Genomic DNA, 17,013 nt, shown 5'->3' on the forward strand with positions numbered 1-17,013 from the left:
GTCCGTTCCATGGATTGTGTGGTGGATCCCGGCTTTCGCCGGGATGACGCATTGGCAAAGCCGTGCGTGGAGCGCACGGGCCAATGCGTCACTTCGCTGTGCGCTGGCTCAGGGCCACGCTGCCCAGGATCATCGCGCCGGCAATGCCCATCTTCAGCGTCAGCGGCTCGTCCAGCAGCATCCAGGCCCACGCCACGCCGAACACCGGGATCAGGTAGGTCACAGTCGAGGCGCGACCTGCGCCGATCCGGGCGATCAGGCGGTAATACATGACGAATGCCAGGCCGGTACAGAGCACGCCGAGCATGCCCGCCGACAGCCACGACTTCGTCGCGATGGCATGCGTCGGCCAGTTGGCGATGGCGAACGGCAGCGTCAGCAGCGCCGAGGTGCCGAGCGTCGCCGAGGCCACGGCCGCCGGCGGCAGGCCGGTCAGGTGGCGGCGCACCAGGTTGAGGCCGAGGCCGTACAGGAACGACGCGCCGGCACCGGCCGCCACCGCCCAGCCGATGCTGGCGCCGGCAGTCTTGTCGCTCGCCAGCACCACCACGCCGAGGAAGCCGACAAGCAGCGCGATCGCGCGGCGCGAGCCGATCTTCTCGCCGAAGAACAGGAAACCGACCAGCGCGGTGAACAGCACCGTCATCGCATTGGTGATCGCGCCCACGCCGGCCGGCGCGGACTTCGCCGCCCACGCGAACAGCATGAACGGCATCGCCGAATTCAGCGCGCCGATGATCGCTATCTTCGGCCACAACCGCGCCGGGAACTGCGAGCGCGCGCGCAACAGGAACGGCAGCAGGACCAGCGAGCCCAGCGCCAGGCGCATCTCCACCAGCGCCATCGCGCCGAAGTCGCCGACGGCCACGCGCATGAACAGGAACGAGCCGCCCCAGATGGCGCCAAGCACGCCCAGTTCCAGCGGCGTGATCCAGCCGCGCTCTTGCGTGTCGGGAAGCGTCGAAGCAGATGCAATGCTGGTCATGCCAAACCTCTTGATGAGGACGTACTCGTGGGGGAGGACGTGTGCGGGAACGAAGGCCAGCGCGCGGGCGGATCAGCCCTGCGTCGGGTGGTAGCAATGCGTGATCGATTCGGGGCTGCCGCCGGCAGCAAGGAACGAAGCGTAACGAAGGTTGACGCCGATCATCTGCACGCCGGTTTCGGTGCGCGGACGGTGCCGGCTGTCGGGCGCGAAGTACACGTATGTCCCGGCGCCGTGACGGGACTCGCCCTCGATCACTTCGCCGCTGATGACGTAGTAGGACTCGCCGGTCTCGTGATGATCCAGCACCGGCCACTCCGCGCCGGGCGCCATTTCGACCACCCACATGCGCAGGCCGGGGCCGGCCGGCAGGTCGCGGCGCAGGCAGCCCGGGCCGACCTCGATCGCCGGTACGGCATCGATCGACAGCGCCTGCATCCGTGATACCGCCATGACTTCGTGCAGCTGGCCCATTGTCTTCCCGCTCCTGCGTTCCGGGGCCGGGTCGGCGCCCATCGACTAATCTGGCTCTTGCCAGATCGCTATTGTGATTCCGTCCGCGCGCCGCACAAGCGCATACTTTGGCTGTCAGACACAAACCATATTTGAGGCTCGACATGGCACTGCGCGCGGACTGGCTGCCGGCCCTGACGGCATTCGAATCGGCGGCCCGGCACCAGAACTTCGCCCACGCCGCCGAGGAGCTGCACCTGACCGCCAGCGCGGTCAGCCACCACGTCCGCAAGCTGGAGTCGCGGCTCGGGGTGGCGCTGTTCCAGCGCCATGCGCGCGGGGTCGCCCTGACCGCCGAGGGCCGCAAGCTGGCCGATGCCGCCGGCAGCGCCCTGGCCGATGTCGACGGTGTATTGCGCAGCCTGCAACTGGGCCGCGAGGACAGCGACCGCATCCGCTTCACCACCCTGCACTCGCTGACCTACACCTGGCTGCTGCCGCGACTGGCGGCGTTCACCGATGCCCACCCGCACCTGCGCTTGAGCGTCGATACCGAGGTCGCGCTGGCCCGCTTCGATGACCCCGGCCCGGATTTCGGCATCCGCCACGGACCCGGGCACTGGGCCGGATTGACCGCGCACTTCCTGATGGACGAAGGGCTGCTGCCGGTGATCTCGCCGGCCTATCCCGGGCTGCAAGGGATCACCCAGGCCTCCGACCTGGCCGGGCACCCGCTGATCTCCGACCACTCGCGCCAGGGCTGGCACGACTGGTTCCGTGCCGCCGGCGTGCACGGGGCCAAGTTCGAGGAGCGGCTGACCTTCAGCGACAGCACCGATGCGATGAATGCCGCGGCGTTTGGCATGGGCATCGCACTGGCCCGTTCGCGCATCGTCGTGCCATACCTGGAGAGCGGGCGCCTGCAGCGCTTGCCGGTGCCGACCGTGAAGGCGCGCTGGGGCTACTACATCGTCTACCCGTCGCACCGCCGGCTGCGCGCAGCGGCACAGACGTTCGTGGACTGGCTGCTGGCGCTGCCGACGGACTGAAAAAAACTCTGCGGGCGTGTCGATCCCGCCCGCCCCCGTTCGTCGTCCTGACAAGAGCCCCACTGCGGCGGTTCGAAAAACAGGAGACGACGATGCGCTTCATGGTGATCGTCCGCGCCAATGCGGACTCGGAAGCCGGCGTGATGCCGAGCGAAGAACTGCTGACCCAGATGGGCCAGTACAACGAAGAACTGGTGAAGGCCGGCGTGATGGTCGGCGGCGAAGGGCTGCACCCCAGCAGCAAGGGCGCCCGCGTGCGGTTCTCCGGCAAGCAGCGCACCGTCATCGACGGCCCGTTCGCCGAGTCCAAGGAACTCATCGCCGGCTACTGGCTGTTCCAGACCGGCTCTCTGGCCGAGGCGGTCGAGTGGGTCAAGCGCGCGCCTGCGTTGTTCGACGGCGACGAGCCGTGCGAGATCGAGATCCGCCAGATCTTCGAGGCCTGCGACTTCGGCGCCGAATTCACGCCGGAGCTGCGCGCCCAGGAAGACCGCCTGCGCGAACAGATCGCCGCGCGCCAGTGATCCGCTCCCCTCTCCTTCCCCTCCCAAGACACCAGGCTTCCCCATGCAGTTCCTGATGCTCTACACGCCGGACGCCGCGCAGGCCACGCAACCTGGTTGCGACGACCACATGCAGGAGATGCAGGCTTTCATCGAGCGTAGCCGCGCTGCCGGTGAACTGCTCGCCACTGGCGGCCTGTTCGCCAGGCCCACGCGCGTGCGCCGCAACGACAGCCACTACACGGTCACCGACGGACCCTTCAGCGAAAGCAAGGAAGTCATTGCCGGGTTCGCGCTGATGCGGTTGCCCTCGGAAGAAGCCGCGCTCGATGCCACCCACAAGTTCCTCGCCATCGCCGGCAACGGTGTGTCGGAGATCCACCGCGTCGCCGGCGCCGACTGATCCTTTCACCCCCTCCATCCCCACTCCACTCTCAAGGACGTCCCATGAAGATCAACGCCTATCTCACCTTCAACGGCAACTGCGAGGCCGCCATGCGCTTTTATGCGCAGGCGCTTGGCGGCACGCTCGATCCCATCACCAGATTTGGTGACAGCCCGGCCTGCGACCACGTGCCGGCCGACCACCACGACAAGATCATGCACGCGCGCCTGCACGTCGGCGACCAGGTGCTGATGGCGTCGGATGGCATGCCGACCGACAACTACGAAGGCATCAAGGGCTGCGCGATCGCGCTCAACGTCGACTCCGCGGCCGAGGCCGAGCGCGTGTTCAAGGCGCTGTCGGAAAAGGGCCATGTGGTCATGGCGCTGGAGAAGACCTTCTGGGCGGTCAGTTTCGGCATGCTCGTCGACCACTTCGGCGTGTCGTGGATGATCAACTGCGAGCGCGAGGCATGACCGCCATGGGCAGCCAGATCTACGTCAACCTGCCGGTCAGCGACCTCGACCGTTCCGTCGACTTCTTCGAGAAGCTCGGCTATTCCTTCAACCCCGACTTCACCAACGAACAGGGCGCCTGCATGGTCGTGTCCGACAGCATCTACGTGATGCTGTTGACGCAGGCGTTCTTCCAGACCTTCACCCGCAAGCCGGTCAGCGATGCGACCCGGTCCACCGAGGCGATCGTGTGCCTGTCGATGGACAGCAGCAACGCGGTCGACAGCATCGTCGCCAAGGCCGTGGCCGCCGGCGCGAAGACGCACTTCGACGCCAGCGACCAGGGTTTCATGTACGGACACGGCTTCGAGGACCTGGACGGCCACCTGTGGGAGTTCATCCACATGAAACCCGGCGCCGTGCCGGCCAACTGCTGATCCACCCACCGCCACGGGAGCCGCCGCCATGCGATTCATGATGCTGATGATCCCCAAGGGCTACGAGTCCGCCGAGCCGGGGACGATGCCCGACGCCGATGCCGTCTCGGCAATGATGAAATACAACGAATCGCTGCAGAAGGCCGGCGTGCTGCTCGCCCTCGATGGGCTGCACCCGCCGTCGATGGGCGCGCGCGTCAGCTTCACGGATGGCAAGCCGCATGTCACCGACGGCCCCTTCAGCGAAGCCCGGGAAGTGCTGGGCGGCTACTGGATGATCCAGGTGAAGTCGCGCGAGGAGGCCATCGCCTGGGCCTCGCGCTGCCCGGCTTCCAACAACGAAGTGATCGAGGTCCGGCAGGTGCAGGAAATGGCCGACTTCCCCGCCGATGTGCAGAAGGCCGCGGCGGGATTCGAGCAGATGCAGCAGCACGCCGGACCGCCCACACCCATCGATTCGAAACCGAAACATTGACCCCCTAACGGAGCCACGCATGTTCAAGTTCATCGCCATAGCCGTCGTCGTGTTGATTGCGGCCGTCCTGCTCTTCGCCGCGACCCGCCCCGACACCTTCCGCGTCGAACGCCGCGCCCATATCCAGGCGCCGCCGGAGCAGGTATTCGCGCAGATCAACGATTTCCGCCGCTGGCAGGCGTGGTCGCCGTACGAGAAGCTCGATCCGCAGATGCAGCGCGAGATCGGCGGCGCGGCGCAGGGCACCGGCGCCACCTACCGCTGGGATGGCAACAGCAAGGCCGGCGCAGGGCGGATGGAGATCGTGCAGTCGGTGCCGTCGTCGCGGATCGAGATCCAGCTCGACTTCAGCCGCCCGATGCAGGCGCGCAGCACTGCGCAGTTCACCATCGTCCCGCAAGGCAACGGCAGCGACGTGACCTGGTCGATGAACGGCGACCAGCCGTACATGTCCAAGCTGTTCAGCGTGTTCGTGAACATGGACCGGATGATCGGCAAGGACTTCGAAGCCGGCCTGGACAATCTCAGGCAGTTGTCCGAGCGCGGCAGCTGATGCTACTTCGAGCACTTGCAACGGCATTGCGTCGGTGGTGTGATCGGTCGCCATGACGGCGACCGACATCCACCGCAGCATCGATGCCGTATGGCGCATCGAATCGGCACGATTGATCGCAACGCTCGCGCGCATGGTGCGCGACGTTGGCCTGGCCGAGGAACTGGCACAGGACGCGCTGGTCGCGGCACTGGAGCGCTGGCCCGAAACCGGCGTGCCCGACCAGCCCGGCGCGTGGCTGATGGCCACCGCCAAGCACCGCGCTATCGACCGCCTGCGCCGCAGCAAGCTGCTGCAGCGCAAGCACGAGGAACTGGCGCGCGAGCTCGAATCCGAACAGGAAAGCGCCGACGACGCGCACCTGGACAAGCTCGACGATCCGATTGGCGACGACCTGCTGCGCCTGGTGTTCACCGCCTGCCATCCGGTGCTGTCGACGCCGGCGCAGGTGGCGCTCACGCTGCGCCTGCTCGGTGGCCTGAGCACCGACGAGATCGCACGCGCGTTCCTGGTGCCGGAGCCGACCATCGCCCAGCGCATCGTCCGCGCCAAGCGCACGCTGGCCGACAAGCAGGTGCCGTACGAAGTGCCGCGCGGCGAGGAACTCGCACAGCGCCTTTCTTCGGTGCTTGCAGTGGTCTACCTGATCTTCAACGAAGGCTATGCCGCCACTGCGGGCGACGACTGGATGCGCCCGGGCCTGTGCGAGGACGCGCTGCGCCTGGGCCGCATCCTCGCCGGGCTGGTGCCGAACGAACCGGAAGTCCACGGCCTGCTCGCGCTGATGGAAATCCAGGCCTCGCGTGCGGCGGCGCGCGTGGACGGCAACGGCGAGCCGGTGCTGCTGCTCGAACAGAACCGCGCCCGCTGGGACCAGTTGCTGATCCATCGCGGGCTGTCGGCGCTGGAGCGCGCGGAGAAACTGAGCGCCATGCGTGATCCGCCGCGCGGCCCGTACACGCTGCAGGCCGCGATCGCCGCCTGCCATGCCCGTGCATTGACCGCCGAGGAAACCGACTGGGCCGGCATCGTCGGCCTCTACGGCGCGCTGGCGCGGCAGGTGCCGTCGCCGGTGGTGGAGCTCAATCGCGCGGTGGCCCTGTCGATGCTGTTCGGGCCGGCAGCCGGACTGGCCGTGGTCGACGCGCTCACCGGCGACCCCTTGCTGAAGGATTACCACCTGCTGCCCAGCGTGCGCGGCGACCTGCTGCGCAAGCTCGGCCGCTTCGACGAGGCGCGCAGCGAATTCGAGCGCGCCGCGGGCATGACCCGCAACGCGCGCGAACAGACACTGCTGCGGCAGCGCGCCGCAGAGTGCCTGGCACAAGGCTGACCGTCAGAGCGAGACGATCGGCTTGAAGCCGCCCCAGAACATGCGCTTGCCGTCGAACGGCGCGTTCTTCGGGTTCATCATGTCGGCCAGGCGCGGATCCTCCATCACCTGCTTGTTGATCTTGTCGCGCTGCGCGCGCGACTTGTAGACGATCCACGAGAACACCACGACCTCGTCGGCCTTGAGCTTCACCGCCTGCGGGAACGAGGTCAGCTTGCCTGGCTTGACATCGTCGGCCACGCATTCGTTGACCTCCAGCGCGCCGTATTCGCGCCAGATCTTCCCGGCCTTGCGCGCCATCGTGCGGTAAGCGGCCAGGTTCTTCTTCGGCAGCGGCAATACATATCCATCAACATAGAAAGCCATCGTCTGCTTCTCCTTCTGTGGTGACCGTGTGGTCGGATGGTCCGGCATGCACCGTTAGCGCACCGGCAAGAATCTCTTTGCGCTTCCCGTCAAGGCGCCTGCACCGCCTCCACCTGGATGCGCAACGTCACGTTCATGTCGAAGCCGAAATCCTTGCCGGCATCGATGCCGAACTCGTCGCGGCGGAACGTGCCCAGCGCATCGGCGCCGCACAGCTCGCGCTTGTACATGGGGTGCGGGACGCACTTGAAGCGGTCGATGGTCAGGTCCAGCGGCCGCCTCACGCCGCGCAGGGTCAGTTCGCCGTCAACGCGGGTCGGAGCACCGTCGCGGAAATCGACCAGGCGCCCCTTGTAGACCGCCTTCGGGTACTTGCCGCTGTCGAGCAGGTCGGCCTCGCGCGCCTTGTCGTTCATCACGTCCAGGCCGTAGTCGACGCTGGCGGTATCGATGGTCACTTCCACCGAACCGGTGCTGGCTGCCTTGTCGAGCGAGATTTCGCCCTGGCTGCTGTTGAACTTGCCGCGCCACACCGACACGCCCATGTGGTCGGCCTCGAAGCTCGGATAGGTGTGGGCCGGGTCGATCTCGTAGCGGACCGGTTTGGCCGATGCGGCCGCGGCCAGGACGAGAAGCGAGGCGGCAAGCAGGACGGGGGCGGAGCGATGGCAGGTCATGACGGGTTCCGGGTGTGGACGAAGTGAGGCGGCCCGGCGCTGCGCGTTCGACGCGCGGTGGCTGCCTTCACTGTCACGACGAACGGGCCGGCGCGAAATCGACATCGCCGCGCAAATTCGTTCGCCCGCCGCTACATCCGGCGCTTGGACGGGCTCTTGCGCAGCGCGGCGGCGTAGGCCAGCTCGGCCCAGGGCTTCATCGCCTGCGGCGATTCCATGGCCGCCGCCGGCACCGACCAGTAGCTCATCCTGATCGGCAGCTGCTGGCCCAGATAGATGTACGGCTCGCTGCCCGCGGCCTCGAAATGCAGGCGGGTCTCGTTGTCCACCTTCAGGTACAGGGCTTCCTCGATGACGACGCCGACCAGGGCGCCGTCGAGGTAGATGCCGTGTCCGCCGAACATGGCCCGGGTGCTGACCCGGCCCAGCCCGTCCAGCAGGTCGTGCAGATGGGCGATGAAGGCGTCGCTCATGATCGTGCGATCCCTCGGTTGTTTCTTCCTGGTGCCTACAATAGCGCCCCACGCCCCCACACGCCCCGCCAGGACCGAATGAGCCCGACCAGCAAGGCGCAACTGCAAATCCATTTCTGCGTGATGCTGTGGGGCTTCACGGCGATCCTCGGCAAGCTGATCACGCTGCCGGCGTTGCCGCTGGTGTGGTGGCGCATGCTGATCGTGGTCGCCGCGCTGGCGCTGCTGCCGCGCGTCTGGCGCGGCCTGCGGGCAATGTCGCCGCGGTTGATGCTGGCCTATGCCGGCATCGGCGCGCTGGTCTCGCTGCATTGGCTGACCTTCTACGGCGCGATCAAGCTGTCCAACGCCTCGGTCGGGGCCACCTGCATGGCGCTGGGCACCGTGTTCGTGGCGATGATCGAACCGTGGCTGACCCGCACCCGTTTCTCCAAGCGCGAACTGGCGCTCGGCCTGATGGTGCTGCCCGGCGTGGTGCTGGTGGTCGGCGGCGTGCCGGCCGGGATGCGCGCGGGCATTGCCGTGGGCGCGATGTCGGCGCTGCTGGTGGCGCTGTTCGGCTCGCTCAACAAGCGCCTGGTCGAACACGGCGATCCGCTGACCGTGACCGCGCTGGAGCTGGGCGCCGGCACGTTGACCCTCACCGTGCTGGCGCCGCTGATGCCGCTGGTGTTCCCGGCGTTCGCCGGACCGCTGCTGGTCGTTCCCAGCGGCCACGACATCATCCTGCTGCTGGGCCTGTCGCTGGCCTGCACGCTGCTGCCCTTCACCCTGTCCCTGGTTGCGCTGCGCCACATGAGCGCGTTCGCGCAGCAACTGGCGGTGAACCTGGAGCCGGTCTACGCAATCGTGCTGGCGGCGCTGCTGCTGGGCGAACAGCACGAGCTGACCCGGCTGTTCTACGTCGGCGTGGTCATCATCCTGGCTGCGGTGTTCGTGCATCCGTTGCTGGGCAAACCTCGGCGCCTGCAGCATCCGCAAGTGCTGGGAACCGCCGAAGCCAAGGGCGCGGCCGACTAGCCGCCGGCACGCGGGCACGGCCCATGGCGGCCCGCTCCACCCGGTTTTTGTGGCAGGCTTGGCGCCATCACTCCCTGCAGGTTGCGCATGTATCTCGAGCACTACGGCCTGACCGAGCCGCCGTTCTCGATCACGCCGGACCCGCGTTTCGTGTTCCTCAGCGAACGCCACCGCGATGCGCTCGCGCACCTGCTGTTCGGCGTCGACCAGGGCGGCGGTGGCGGTTTCGTCCAGCTCACCGGCGAGGTCGGCACCGGCAAGACCACGTTGTGCCGCTTGCTGCTGGAGCAGATCCCGGTGACGACGCGGGTGGCGCTGGTGCTGAACCCGCGCCTGACCCCGGTCGAACTGCTCGAGACGATCTGCGAGGAACTGCACCTGGACCTCGAAGGCCGGCGCGGCAGCCTCAAGGCGCTCGTCGACGCGCTCAACGCGTACCTGCTGGACGCCTACGCGCAGGGCCTGCGCGTGGTGCTGATCATCGACGAGGCGCAGAACCTGTCGGTCGACGCGCTGGAGCAGGTGCGCCTGCTGACCAACCTGGAAACGCCGACGCAGAAGTTGCTGCAGATCATCCTGCTGGCCCAGCCCGAGCTGCGCACGATGCTCGACCGCGCCGAACTGCGCCAGCTCGCCCAGCGCATCACCGCGCGCTACCACCTCACGCCACTGGATGCCGCCGAGACCGGCGAGTACCTGCGCCATCGTTTTCGCGTCGCCGGTGGCCAGCACTTCCCGTTCAATGCCGCCGCGGTCAGGCGCATCCACGCGCATTCCGGCGGCGTGCCGCGCCTGATCAACAACATCGCCGAACGCAGCCTGCTGGCCGGCTATGCCAACGATGCCCGCCTGGTCGACGGGCGCTGGGTCGATCGCGCCGCAGCCGAAGTGCTGCCGCGCAAGGCGCGCCGATGGTGGCCGCCGAAAGCCGTGCTGGCGATACCTGCGGCCATCGCCGCCATCGCGTTGCTCGCCCTTGCCGTGACGCTGTGGTGGCCGCGGGCTCCGGCGCTGTCGCCTGCCACCGCATCCACTCCCGCCGCGCCGGCGATGGCAAAACCGGTCCGGCCCTCGACGCCAGATCGCCTGGATGCGACAGGATTTGCCGCACGTCTCGCTGCGGCGGCGGCAACGCCCACGGCCGCCTGGGGCCAGTTGCTGGCGCGCTGGCAATTGCCGTCGGCGGCGTCCGATGTCGCCATCGCCGCGGCGTGCCCGCCGGTGCTGGCCGAAGGCGTGTATTGCCTGCGTGGCCGCAGCAGTCTCGACGCGCTGATTGCCCAGGACCGCCCGGTGCTGTTGCGCCTGCGCCAGGGCAGCGGCGAGGAGGACGGCACCGAGGCCTGGGCGTTGCTGGAAGGCGCGGATGCGCGACAGGTGCGGCTGCGGCTGGGCAACGAGGTGGTCGCGGTCGACCGGATCGCCCTGCCGCAGTTCTGGGACGGCGAACTGGCCGCACTGTGGCGCGGCCCGGCGTTCCTCGCCGAGGCGCCACGCCTGGGCAGCCAGGGCGCAGCGACCGACTGGGTACGCGCGCGCCTGCAACCGCGCTACCTGCCGGCGCAGGCAGGCGCCGCGGGTTTCGATGTCGCGATGCAGGACGCGGTGCGCAAGTTCCAGCGCGATCGCGGCCTGGCCAGCGATGGACTGGTGGGCCCGGCGACGTTGCTGGCGCTGGCCGCGATCGATGGCGACGGGCCGCGCTTGCGCGCGCCTGGCGAAGACGGGGAATGAATCGATGTCGCTGATCCTCGACGCCCTGCGCAAGTCCGAAGCCGAGCGCCGCCGCGGCCAGGCGCCGGACCTGTATGCCGAGCTGCCGCCGCTGGTGACCCGCCCGGTGATGCGCCGGCCGGCCTGGCCATGGTGGCTGGCCGGTAGCCTGGCCGTGCTGGCCACGCTGTGGTGGGTTCGCGATCTCCGGTCCACGGCCGGAGTGGTGGCCGTCAGTGATGCGCCTGCACCGCAGGCCTCGAGCCAGCCGCTCGAAGCCGCATCGGCGCCCACGTCCGCAGTGACCAGCGCCAGCGCCCGTACCGCGTCGCTGGAGCCGGCTGCCGCTGCAACGGCGCCTGTGCGCCCGATCCCTGCCGCGCTGCCGCCGCCAAGCGAGCCGACAGCGGCGACCAAGGCCGCGACGCGCGTTGCCGACACGGCCGTTTTGGCTCCTGCGGTGCCCTCGCCCTTGCCAGGGCGTGCCTCGCAGGAGCGCGCCTCGCCGCAGCCCGCCCCGCCGCAGCTTTCGTTGCCACCGCCCCCACCGTCATCCCAGCCGGTCGCCGTTGCGCCTCCCGCGCCGGCGCCTGTCAGCGCTGGAGCGGCGCCTGCCCCGATGCGCCTGGCCGACCTGCCGGTCGGCGAGCGCGAGCAGTTGCCCGCGCTGAAGATCAGCATGCACATGTGGGGGCCCACGCCTGCCCAGCGTTTCGCGATCATCGACGGCGCCCGCGTCGGCCAGGGCGACCGGGTCGGCGATGCGGTGGTGGAGGAAATTGCCGCCGACAGCGTGATCCTCAACTGGCACGGCGAGCGCGTGGCCCTGCCGATCCGCTGACCGGCGGCCCGCCGCAGTTGCGCCGGAGGCCACGCTGGCGTGACCATCAGCACGTCCGCCCCCATTCAAGCAGTCGCTTCCCGTCCTTTCAGCCAGCCACGTCCAGTCACCAAGGGGTTCCGCCATGAATAGCAGCACCCAGCAAGACTCCGGCAAGTTGATCCTGCGTATCGCGCTCGGCGCTCTGGTTTTCCTGCACGGCATCTCCAAGCTCGACGGTGGCCTGGAGGGCATCACCAAGATGGTGGAAGCACAGGGTTTCCCGGGTGTTTTCGCCTATGGCGTGCTGATCGGCGAGATCCTTGGGCCGCTGCTGGTGATCACCGGCTTCTTCTCGCGCATTGGCGGGATCCTGGTCGCGATCAACATGCTGTTCGCGCTGTACCTGGTGCACCAGGGCGACATTGGCCATCTCAACCAACAAGGTGGCTGGGCGATCGAACTGCAGATCATGTACCTGGCCACGGCCGTGGCGATCGCGCTGCTCGGGCCGGGCAAGTACGCCTTCAATCAGCGCTGACCGCGCAGAAGCCCCTCTCCCCTTTCAGGGCGAGAGGGCGCTGCTTGCGAGCCACTGGCTCGCGCGCACTCGGGGTGAGGGCGGCTACATCCGGTTGACGCGGAACTTGCGTCCCTTGATCTTGCCTTCGCGCAGCCGCGCCAGCGCCGGTGCGGCCTGCGCGCGTGCCACCGCTACATACGAGCGCGTGGCGAACACGTCGATCTTGCCGACCGCGTCGGCCTTCAGCCCGGCATCGCCGGTGAGCGCACCCAGGATGTCGCCCGGCCGCAGCTTGTCGGTTCGGCCGGCATCGATGCGCAGCGTCACCATCGCCGCCGCCGGCACGCCCGATGCCTTGCCCGCGAGCGGGGTGGCCTTGTACCAGATCAACGGCAATCCCTGGCGCTCTTCGATCGCGCTCGCGCGCGCCTGCTCGCGTGGACTGCACAGGCTCAAGGCGACGCCTTCGCTGCCGGCGCGTCCGGTGCGGCCGATGCGGTGCACGTAGATGTCCGGGTCGGGCGGCATGTCGTAGTTGACCACCATCGCCAGTTCCTTGACGTCGAGGCCGCGCGCGGCGACATCGCTGGCGACCAGCACGGTGCAGCTGCGGTTGGCGAAGCGCACCAGCACTTCGTCGCGGTCGCGCTGCTCCATGTCGCCGTGCAGCGCCAATGCGGTGAATCCGTAGTGCGCCAGCGAAGCGGCGACCTCGTCGACATCGCGGCGCATGTTGCAGAACACCACGCACGATTCGGGCTTGTACTGCAGCAGCAGCGCGGCCAGCAGCGGCGTCTTCTTCGTCGTGTCGGCTTCGTAGAAGCGCTGGTCGATGGCGGCATGCTGTTGGTCGCCTTCGACGGTGACCTCAAGCGGTTCGCGCAGCAGGCCGCGGCTGATCTCGCGCACGGCCTCGGGGAACGTCGCCGAGAACAGCAGGCCCTGGCGCGACTTGGGGGTCTTGCCGACGATCTCGCGGATCGCCTCTTCGAAGCCCATGTCGAGCATGCGGTCGGCTTCGTCGAACACCAGGGTGCGCAGCGCCGACAGGTTCAGGGCGCGCTTGCGCAGCAGTTCCTGGATCCGGCCCGGCGTGCCGACGACGACGTGCGGTGCGTGTTCGAGCGAGGCCAGTTGCGGCGCCAGCGGCATGCCGCCGCACAGGATCGACAGTTTCAGGTTCGCAATGGCGAAGGCGAGCTTGCGCAGTTGCTTGCCGACCTGGTCGGCCAGTTCGCGGGTCGGGCACAGCACCAGTGCCTGGGTCGCGCTCTGGGCGGGGTCGAGGCGGTGCAGCAGCCCCAAGCCAAACGCGGCGGTCTTGCCGCTGCCGGTCGGCGCCTGGGCGATCAGGTCGTGCCCGGCCAGGATCGCCGGCAGGCCGGCGGCCTGCACGGGCGTCATCTTCGTATAGCCCAGCGCCTGGACGCCCTGCAGCAGGGCCGGTTCCAGGGTCAGGGAGGTGAAGTCGTCGGAGAGCGTGTCGTTCATGCCGCCATGATCGCAGCTATCGACCGAGCACGGGCTCGGCGCCTTGCGCTGCTGGCTTCTCCCAGGAGAGGGGTTGGAGTGAGGGCTGACGAAGACCATGAAATGAAGTGCCGGAGCGTCGTCCGCCGGGCCGGGGATTGCGGAGCAGTGGGCCACGGATGGCCCACGCCCGGCATAAAGACAGGATGTCGTCTGCCGGGCGTAGCAATCCCCGGCCCGGCGGACGACGCCGCCCGGAATCCGCGGAAGCCTCGAAAAGCAGAGACCAGGATGGATGCCAGCGTGCGCCGGGAGTATGGGAATGAGGCGCTATGCTCCCGCCATCGGCCTGCCGGCCTGCCTGGATCGCCGTGGCATGACCACCGACCCGCAGTTCACGCATATCCGCATCGTCCTGGGCATTGTCCTGGGCCTGGCGCTGACCACGCTGCTCAAGGGCATGGCCCGCTTCGTCCAGCATCCCGGCCGCGACCAGATCTACTGGGTGCACCTGGGCTGGGCGCTGTCGATGTTCATCGTGCTGGTGCACTTCTGGTGGTGGGAGTTCGGGCTCAGCCACGTCCACCCGTGGAGCTTCATCGCCTACGCCTTCCTGATCCTGTACGTGGTGGTGCTGTACGTCCTGTGCACCCTGCTCTTCCCCGACGACCTGGCCGACTACGCCGGCTGGCGCGACTACTTCACCTCCCGACGCGGCTGGTTCTTCGGGATCATGGCGCTGCTGTACGTGATCGACTTCGGCGACACCCTCATCAAGGGTCACGAGTACTACCGCCGCTTCAGCCTCGAATATCCGCTGCGCAACCTCGTCCTGATCGGCCTGTGCCTGGCCGCGATGAAGATCCGCTCGGAAACCTTCCACCGCTGCTTCGTCGTCGCCGCCATCGTTTACGAACTGAGCTGGATCTACCGCCTGTACGACTACATCGACTGATGGCTTTCGCGCCGGCTGTGACGAATCGCCCCCGCCCGCGAATCATGCAGTCGACCAGGCAAACAACGGTATCGACATGGAGCAGGCGGCCAGCATGACGGCGGACACCCGGCAGCAGTTCCAGACCCTGCTGGAGGCCCACCGTGGCATCGTCTTCAAAGTGGCCGCGACCTACGCCAGCCATGCCGAAGACCGCGCCGACCTGGCCCAGGAAATTGCCGCGCAACTGTGGCGCGCCTTCCCCGGCTACGACAGGCAACGCCCGTTCCCCACCTGGATGTACCGCATCGCCCTCAACGTGGCGATCTCCTGGCTGCGCGGCGAGGGCCAGCGCCGGCGCCAGACCGTGCCGCTCGACGACAGCCTGCACGAGCTGCCCGACGAGCGCGGCATCGACGCCGAAACGCGGCAACGCCTGGAGGTGTTGCAGCGCTTCATCGCCGGGCTCGACCCGATGCACCGCGCCCTGCTCCTGCTCTATCTGGAGGAACGCAGCACGCGCGAAATCGCCGAGATCCTCGGCATCAGCGAAACCAACGTATCCACCCGGATCAGCCGCCTCAAGCAGCGCATCCGCCAGGGCATGGCGTGACCTCCCGTTACGCCCGGCCCCAAGCGACAAGGAACGAACATGGAACTCGATGAACTGAAAGTGGCCTGGCAGACCCTCGACCGCCGCCTGCAACAGCAGACCGCGCTGAACCTGCAGCTGCTCACCGAAACCCGCATCGACAAACTGCGCTCGCGGCTGCGGCCGCTGTGGTTCTGGCAGTTGCTGCAACTGCTGACGGGCGTGGCGCTGACGGTGCTGTTCGCGCGCTTCTGGGTGGCCAACACCGATTCGCCGGCGCTGCTCGCCAGTGGCCTGTTGATGCACGCCTGGAGCGTGCTGCTGATCATCTCGTCGGTGATGGAACTGCTGTTGATCACCCGGATCGACTACGCCGGCCCGGTACTGACCATCCAGAAGTCACTGGCGCAACTGCGGTTGTGGCGCACGCGCGTGGCGCCGTGGCTGGGACTGCCGTTCTGGCTGCTGTGGATGCCGCTGGTGGCGATCGCCTTCAAGCAGCTGTTCGGCGTGCAGATGCACCCGGTCGTGTACTACGTCGGCATTCCGATTGGCGTGGCCGGCATGCTGGCGACGGTCTGGTTCCACTTCTGGGCGCATCGCCCGCAGCGCCGCCATATCGGTGAAGCGATCGACGCCGGCAGTGCCGGGCGCAGCGTGGCGCGCGCCCAGCAGTGCCTGGATGAGATCGCGCGGTTCGGTCAGGAATGAGCCTGGCCGAACCGCAAGCCGGTCAGGCCGTCGCCCGACGCGGGAAGCCGACCATGCGCTGGGTCTCTTCGCACCACAGCTTCAACCGTGCGCTGCGCAGGCTGGTCCACATCGTCAGTCGCGGCGCCGCCTGCAGCAGCGGGCTGGATTCGAACGCCTCGCGCAGGCGGTAGTTGGGAATGCGGCTGGCGAGGTGATGGATGTGGTGGTATCCGATGTTGCCGGTGAACCAGTGCACGACCCGCGGCAGGTCGAAGTAGGAACTGCCTGCGACGGCGGCGCGACCGGAATCCCAATCCTCGCGACGGGCCCAGTAGGCCTCCTCGAAGGTGTGCTGGACGTAGAACAGCCACACACCGGCGGCGCCGGCGATCAGCACGACCGGCAGGTGCACCATCAGCACCGTGTGCCAGCCGATGCTGAAACCCAGCGCAAGGAAGGCGACCACCAGCATCAGGTTGTTGAGCAGCACGCTCGCCCATTCCTTCTTCCAGGTGAAGGGAAGGTCGAACGGGAAACGGTGCTTGATCACGAACTGGTAGAACGGACCCACGCCCAGCAGAACCGGCGTGCTGCGGTACAGGCGGTAGCCCAGGCGACGCAGGCGCGGCAGCGCGCGGTACTCGGCGACGGTCAGGGTGTCGATATCGCCCATCTCGCGGCGGTCGAGATTGCCCGAGGTGCCGTGGTGCACGGCATGGGTCTTCTTCCAGTAGCCGTACGGGAACAGCGTGACCAGGCCGAGGCAGCGACCGACGATGTCGTTGGCGCGCTGGCTGGCGAAGAACGAACCGTGTCCACAGTCGTGCTGGATGATGAACATGCGCACGTACAGTCCCGCGGCCGGCAGCACCAGCAACAGCGTCCAGCCGAAGCCCCAGCCGTCGACCACGCTCCAGGCCATCAGGGCCCACAGCGCAATGAATGGAACGAGGGTGTTGATCAATTGCCACACGGCGCGACCCAGGTGCGGTCGGGCGAAACGGGCGCAAAGCTGGCGGAGGGTGGCGGCAGTAGGTGACGCGGAGGCTGGGGCGCTCAAGGCACTTCTCGGTGTGGACGCTGCATTGTGGGTGCGCGGATCGA

General features: G+C 67.9%; 22 protein-coding genes. 15 read left to right on the top strand and 7 right to left on the bottom strand.

All coding sequences use genetic code 11. The features are described 5' to 3' along the window. Nucleotides 1-88: 88 nt before the first annotated feature. Complete coding sequence (locus tag AB4Y64_RS16145) at nucleotides 89-985, bottom strand: DMT family transporter (RefSeq protein ID WP_441817485.1); 897 nt, start codon at nucleotides 983-985, stop codon at nucleotides 89-91. 72 nt (nucleotides 986-1,057) lie between these two features. Beyond that, complete coding sequence (locus AB4Y64_RS16150) at nucleotides 1,058-1,459, bottom strand: cupin domain-containing protein (RefSeq protein ID WP_441817486.1); 402 nt, start codon at nucleotides 1,457-1,459, stop codon at nucleotides 1,058-1,060. A 143-nt stretch (nucleotides 1,460-1,602) separates the two neighbouring features. Here AB4Y64_RS16150 and AB4Y64_RS16155 point away from each other — a divergent pair, with 143 nt between their 5' ends. The 8 genes from AB4Y64_RS16155 to AB4Y64_RS16190 all read left to right on the top strand — a co-directional run bounded on the left by AB4Y64_RS16155 (nucleotide 1,603) and on the right by AB4Y64_RS16190 (nucleotide 6,628). Next, complete coding sequence (locus tag AB4Y64_RS16155) at nucleotides 1,603-2,487, top strand: LysR substrate-binding domain-containing protein (RefSeq protein WP_441817487.1); 885 nt, start codon at nucleotides 1,603-1,605, stop codon at nucleotides 2,485-2,487. 92 nt (nucleotides 2,488-2,579) lie between these two features. Further along, nucleotides 2,580-3,011, top strand: coding sequence for a YciI family protein (locus AB4Y64_RS16160; RefSeq protein WP_441817488.1), 432 nt, complete (start codon nucleotides 2,580-2,582; stop codon nucleotides 3,009-3,011). A gap of 43 nt (nucleotides 3,012-3,054) precedes the next feature. Beyond that, nucleotides 3,055-3,393 carry a YciI family protein gene (locus AB4Y64_RS16165; RefSeq protein ID WP_441817489.1) on the top strand — a complete coding sequence of 113 codons (339 nt, stop codon included), beginning with the start codon at nucleotides 3,055-3,057 and terminating at the stop codon, nucleotides 3,391-3,393. Between the two features lie 44 nt (nucleotides 3,394-3,437). Then, on the top strand, nucleotides 3,438-3,851 hold the full coding sequence (locus AB4Y64_RS16170) for a VOC family protein (RefSeq protein WP_441817490.1): 414 nt from the start codon (nucleotides 3,438-3,440) through the stop codon (nucleotides 3,849-3,851). Then, nucleotides 3,848-4,267: a VOC family protein gene (locus AB4Y64_RS16175; protein WP_441817491.1), complete on the top strand. Its 420-nt coding sequence runs from the start codon at nucleotides 3,848-3,850 to the stop codon at nucleotides 4,265-4,267. The genes AB4Y64_RS16170 and AB4Y64_RS16175 overlap by 4 nt, the downstream gene beginning before the upstream one ends. Before the next feature lie 28 nt (nucleotides 4,268-4,295). After that, on the top strand, nucleotides 4,296-4,742 hold the full coding sequence (locus AB4Y64_RS16180) for a YciI family protein (protein WP_441817492.1): 447 nt from the start codon (nucleotides 4,296-4,298) through the stop codon (nucleotides 4,740-4,742). 19 nt (nucleotides 4,743-4,761) lie between these two features. Then, nucleotides 4,762-5,295 (top strand): SRPBCC family protein, encoded by a 534-nt coding sequence (locus tag AB4Y64_RS16185; RefSeq protein ID WP_441817493.1) that lies wholly within the window; start codon nucleotides 4,762-4,764, stop codon nucleotides 5,293-5,295. Between the two features lie 52 nt (nucleotides 5,296-5,347). Beyond that, nucleotides 5,348-6,628 (top strand): RNA polymerase sigma factor, encoded by a 1,281-nt coding sequence (locus AB4Y64_RS16190; RefSeq protein ID WP_441817494.1) that lies wholly within the window; start codon nucleotides 5,348-5,350, stop codon nucleotides 6,626-6,628. Nucleotides 6,629-6,631: 3 nt separating this feature from the next. Here the strand turns inward: AB4Y64_RS16190 and AB4Y64_RS16195 are convergent, their stop codons facing one another. The 3 genes from AB4Y64_RS16195 to AB4Y64_RS16205 form a co-directional block, all read right to left on the bottom strand. Beyond that, nucleotides 6,632-6,994, bottom strand: a complete 363-nt coding sequence (locus AB4Y64_RS16195; RefSeq protein WP_441817495.1) for a DUF1428 domain-containing protein — start codon at nucleotides 6,992-6,994, stop codon at nucleotides 6,632-6,634. Between the two features lie 89 nt (nucleotides 6,995-7,083). Then, entirely contained in the window at nucleotides 7,084-7,671 is a 588-nt protein-coding gene (locus AB4Y64_RS16200) for a YceI family protein (protein WP_441817496.1), read from the bottom strand. A 131-nt stretch (nucleotides 7,672-7,802) separates the two neighbouring features. After that, nucleotides 7,803-8,144, bottom strand: coding sequence for a TfoX/Sxy family protein (locus AB4Y64_RS16205; protein ID WP_441817497.1), 342 nt, complete (start codon nucleotides 8,142-8,144; stop codon nucleotides 7,803-7,805). 78 nt (nucleotides 8,145-8,222) lie between these two features. Between AB4Y64_RS16205 and AB4Y64_RS16210 the strand changes: the two genes are divergently transcribed. From AB4Y64_RS16210 to AB4Y64_RS16225, 4 genes are all read left to right on the top strand, one after another. After that, nucleotides 8,223-9,164: a DMT family transporter gene (locus AB4Y64_RS16210; RefSeq protein ID WP_441817498.1), complete on the top strand. Its 942-nt coding sequence runs from the start codon at nucleotides 8,223-8,225 to the stop codon at nucleotides 9,162-9,164. Nucleotides 9,165-9,251: 87 nt separating this feature from the next. Next, nucleotides 9,252-10,898: an AAA family ATPase gene (locus AB4Y64_RS16215; protein ID WP_441817499.1), complete on the top strand. Its 1,647-nt coding sequence runs from the start codon at nucleotides 9,252-9,254 to the stop codon at nucleotides 10,896-10,898. Nucleotides 10,899-10,902: 4 nt separating this feature from the next. Then, nucleotides 10,903-11,718, top strand: a complete 816-nt coding sequence (locus AB4Y64_RS16220) for a general secretion pathway protein GspB (RefSeq protein WP_441817500.1) — start codon at nucleotides 10,903-10,905, stop codon at nucleotides 11,716-11,718. 124 nt (nucleotides 11,719-11,842) lie between these two features. Further along, entirely contained in the window at nucleotides 11,843-12,238 is a 396-nt protein-coding gene (locus AB4Y64_RS16225; RefSeq protein ID WP_441817501.1) for a DoxX family protein, read from the top strand. 84 nt (nucleotides 12,239-12,322) lie between these two features. Here AB4Y64_RS16225 and dbpA read toward each other — a convergent pair whose 3' ends face one another. Then, the gene (dbpA, locus tag AB4Y64_RS16230) at nucleotides 12,323-13,711 is read right to left on the bottom strand and encodes an ATP-dependent RNA helicase DbpA (protein WP_441817502.1); all 1,389 of its coding nucleotides are present in this window, start codon (nucleotides 13,709-13,711) and stop codon (nucleotides 12,323-12,325) included. A gap of 301 nt (nucleotides 13,712-14,012) precedes the next feature. Here dbpA and AB4Y64_RS16235 point away from each other — a divergent pair, with 301 nt between their 5' ends. From AB4Y64_RS16235 to AB4Y64_RS16245, 3 genes are all read left to right on the top strand, one after another. Continuing rightward, nucleotides 14,013-14,645, top strand: a complete 633-nt coding sequence (locus AB4Y64_RS16235) for a hypothetical protein (protein ID WP_441817503.1) — start codon at nucleotides 14,013-14,015, stop codon at nucleotides 14,643-14,645. A gap of 94 nt (nucleotides 14,646-14,739) precedes the next feature. Next, on the top strand, nucleotides 14,740-15,237 hold the full coding sequence (locus AB4Y64_RS16240; protein WP_441817504.1) for an RNA polymerase sigma factor: 498 nt from the start codon (nucleotides 14,740-14,742) through the stop codon (nucleotides 15,235-15,237). A gap of 39 nt (nucleotides 15,238-15,276) precedes the next feature. Beyond that, nucleotides 15,277-15,927 carry a hypothetical protein gene (locus AB4Y64_RS16245; protein ID WP_441817505.1) on the top strand — a complete coding sequence of 217 codons (651 nt, stop codon included), beginning with the start codon at nucleotides 15,277-15,279 and terminating at the stop codon, nucleotides 15,925-15,927. Between the two features lie 22 nt (nucleotides 15,928-15,949). Here the strand turns inward: AB4Y64_RS16245 and AB4Y64_RS16250 are convergent, their stop codons facing one another. Next, a complete protein-coding gene (locus AB4Y64_RS16250) occupies nucleotides 15,950-16,882 on the bottom strand; it encodes a fatty acid desaturase (RefSeq protein WP_441817506.1) in 933 nt (310 codons plus the stop codon). Nucleotides 16,883-17,013: the final 131 nt, after the last annotated feature.

The sequence above is a fragment of the Lysobacter sp. TAF61 genome, from assembly GCF_052113485.1.
In the GTDB taxonomy this organism is placed as follows: domain Bacteria; phylum Pseudomonadota; class Gammaproteobacteria; order Xanthomonadales; family Xanthomonadaceae; genus Lysobacter_J.

What these genes read in the sequence shown, in the direction of transcription:
- AB4Y64_RS16225 (WP_441817501.1), top strand. Translation starts at nt 11,843, where the DNA reads ATGAATAGCAGCACCCAGCAAGACTCCGGCAAGTTGATCCTGCGTATC.
- AB4Y64_RS16185 (WP_441817493.1), top strand. Translation starts at nt 4,762, where the DNA reads ATGTTCAAGTTCATCGCCATAGCCGTCGTCGTGTTGATTGCGGCCGTC.
- AB4Y64_RS16210 (WP_441817498.1), top strand. Translation starts at nt 8,223, where the DNA reads ATGAGCCCGACCAGCAAGGCGCAACTGCAAATCCATTTCTGCGTGATG.
- AB4Y64_RS16205 (WP_441817497.1), bottom strand. Translation starts at nt 8,144, where the DNA reads ATGAGCGACGCCTTCATCGCCCATCTGCACGACCTGCTGGACGGGCTG.
- AB4Y64_RS16245 (WP_441817505.1), top strand. Translation starts at nt 15,277, where the DNA reads ATGGAACTCGATGAACTGAAAGTGGCCTGGCAGACCCTCGACCGCCGC.
- AB4Y64_RS16155 (WP_441817487.1), top strand. Translation starts at nt 1,603, where the DNA reads ATGGCACTGCGCGCGGACTGGCTGCCGGCCCTGACGGCATTCGAATCG.
- AB4Y64_RS16235 (WP_441817503.1), top strand. Translation starts at nt 14,013, where the DNA reads ATGAGGCGCTATGCTCCCGCCATCGGCCTGCCGGCCTGCCTGGATCGC.
- AB4Y64_RS16190 (WP_441817494.1), top strand. Translation starts at nt 5,348, where the DNA reads ATGACGGCGACCGACATCCACCGCAGCATCGATGCCGTATGGCGCATC.
- AB4Y64_RS16180 (WP_441817492.1), top strand. Translation starts at nt 4,296, where the DNA reads ATGCGATTCATGATGCTGATGATCCCCAAGGGCTACGAGTCCGCCGAG.
- AB4Y64_RS16220 (WP_441817500.1), top strand. Translation starts at nt 10,903, where the DNA reads ATGTCGCTGATCCTCGACGCCCTGCGCAAGTCCGAAGCCGAGCGCCGC.
- AB4Y64_RS16175 (WP_441817491.1), top strand. Translation starts at nt 3,848, where the DNA reads ATGACCGCCATGGGCAGCCAGATCTACGTCAACCTGCCGGTCAGCGAC.
- AB4Y64_RS16150 (WP_441817486.1), bottom strand. Translation starts at nt 1,459, where the DNA reads ATGGGCCAGCTGCACGAAGTCATGGCGGTATCACGGATGCAGGCGCTG.
- dbpA (WP_441817502.1), bottom strand. Translation starts at nt 13,711, where the DNA reads ATGAACGACACGCTCTCCGACGACTTCACCTCCCTGACCCTGGAACCG.
- AB4Y64_RS16160 (WP_441817488.1), top strand. Translation starts at nt 2,580, where the DNA reads ATGCGCTTCATGGTGATCGTCCGCGCCAATGCGGACTCGGAAGCCGGC.
- AB4Y64_RS16145 (WP_441817485.1), bottom strand. Translation starts at nt 985, where the DNA reads ATGACCAGCATTGCATCTGCTTCGACGCTTCCCGACACGCAAGAGCGC.
- AB4Y64_RS16170 (WP_441817490.1), top strand. Translation starts at nt 3,438, where the DNA reads ATGAAGATCAACGCCTATCTCACCTTCAACGGCAACTGCGAGGCCGCC.
- AB4Y64_RS16200 (WP_441817496.1), bottom strand. Translation starts at nt 7,671, where the DNA reads ATGACCTGCCATCGCTCCGCCCCCGTCCTGCTTGCCGCCTCGCTTCTC.
- AB4Y64_RS16195 (WP_441817495.1), bottom strand. Translation starts at nt 6,994, where the DNA reads ATGGCTTTCTATGTTGATGGATATGTATTGCCGCTGCCGAAGAAGAAC.
- AB4Y64_RS16215 (WP_441817499.1), top strand. Translation starts at nt 9,252, where the DNA reads ATGTATCTCGAGCACTACGGCCTGACCGAGCCGCCGTTCTCGATCACG.
- AB4Y64_RS16240 (WP_441817504.1), top strand. Translation starts at nt 14,740, where the DNA reads ATGACGGCGGACACCCGGCAGCAGTTCCAGACCCTGCTGGAGGCCCAC.
- AB4Y64_RS16165 (WP_441817489.1), top strand. Translation starts at nt 3,055, where the DNA reads ATGCAGTTCCTGATGCTCTACACGCCGGACGCCGCGCAGGCCACGCAA.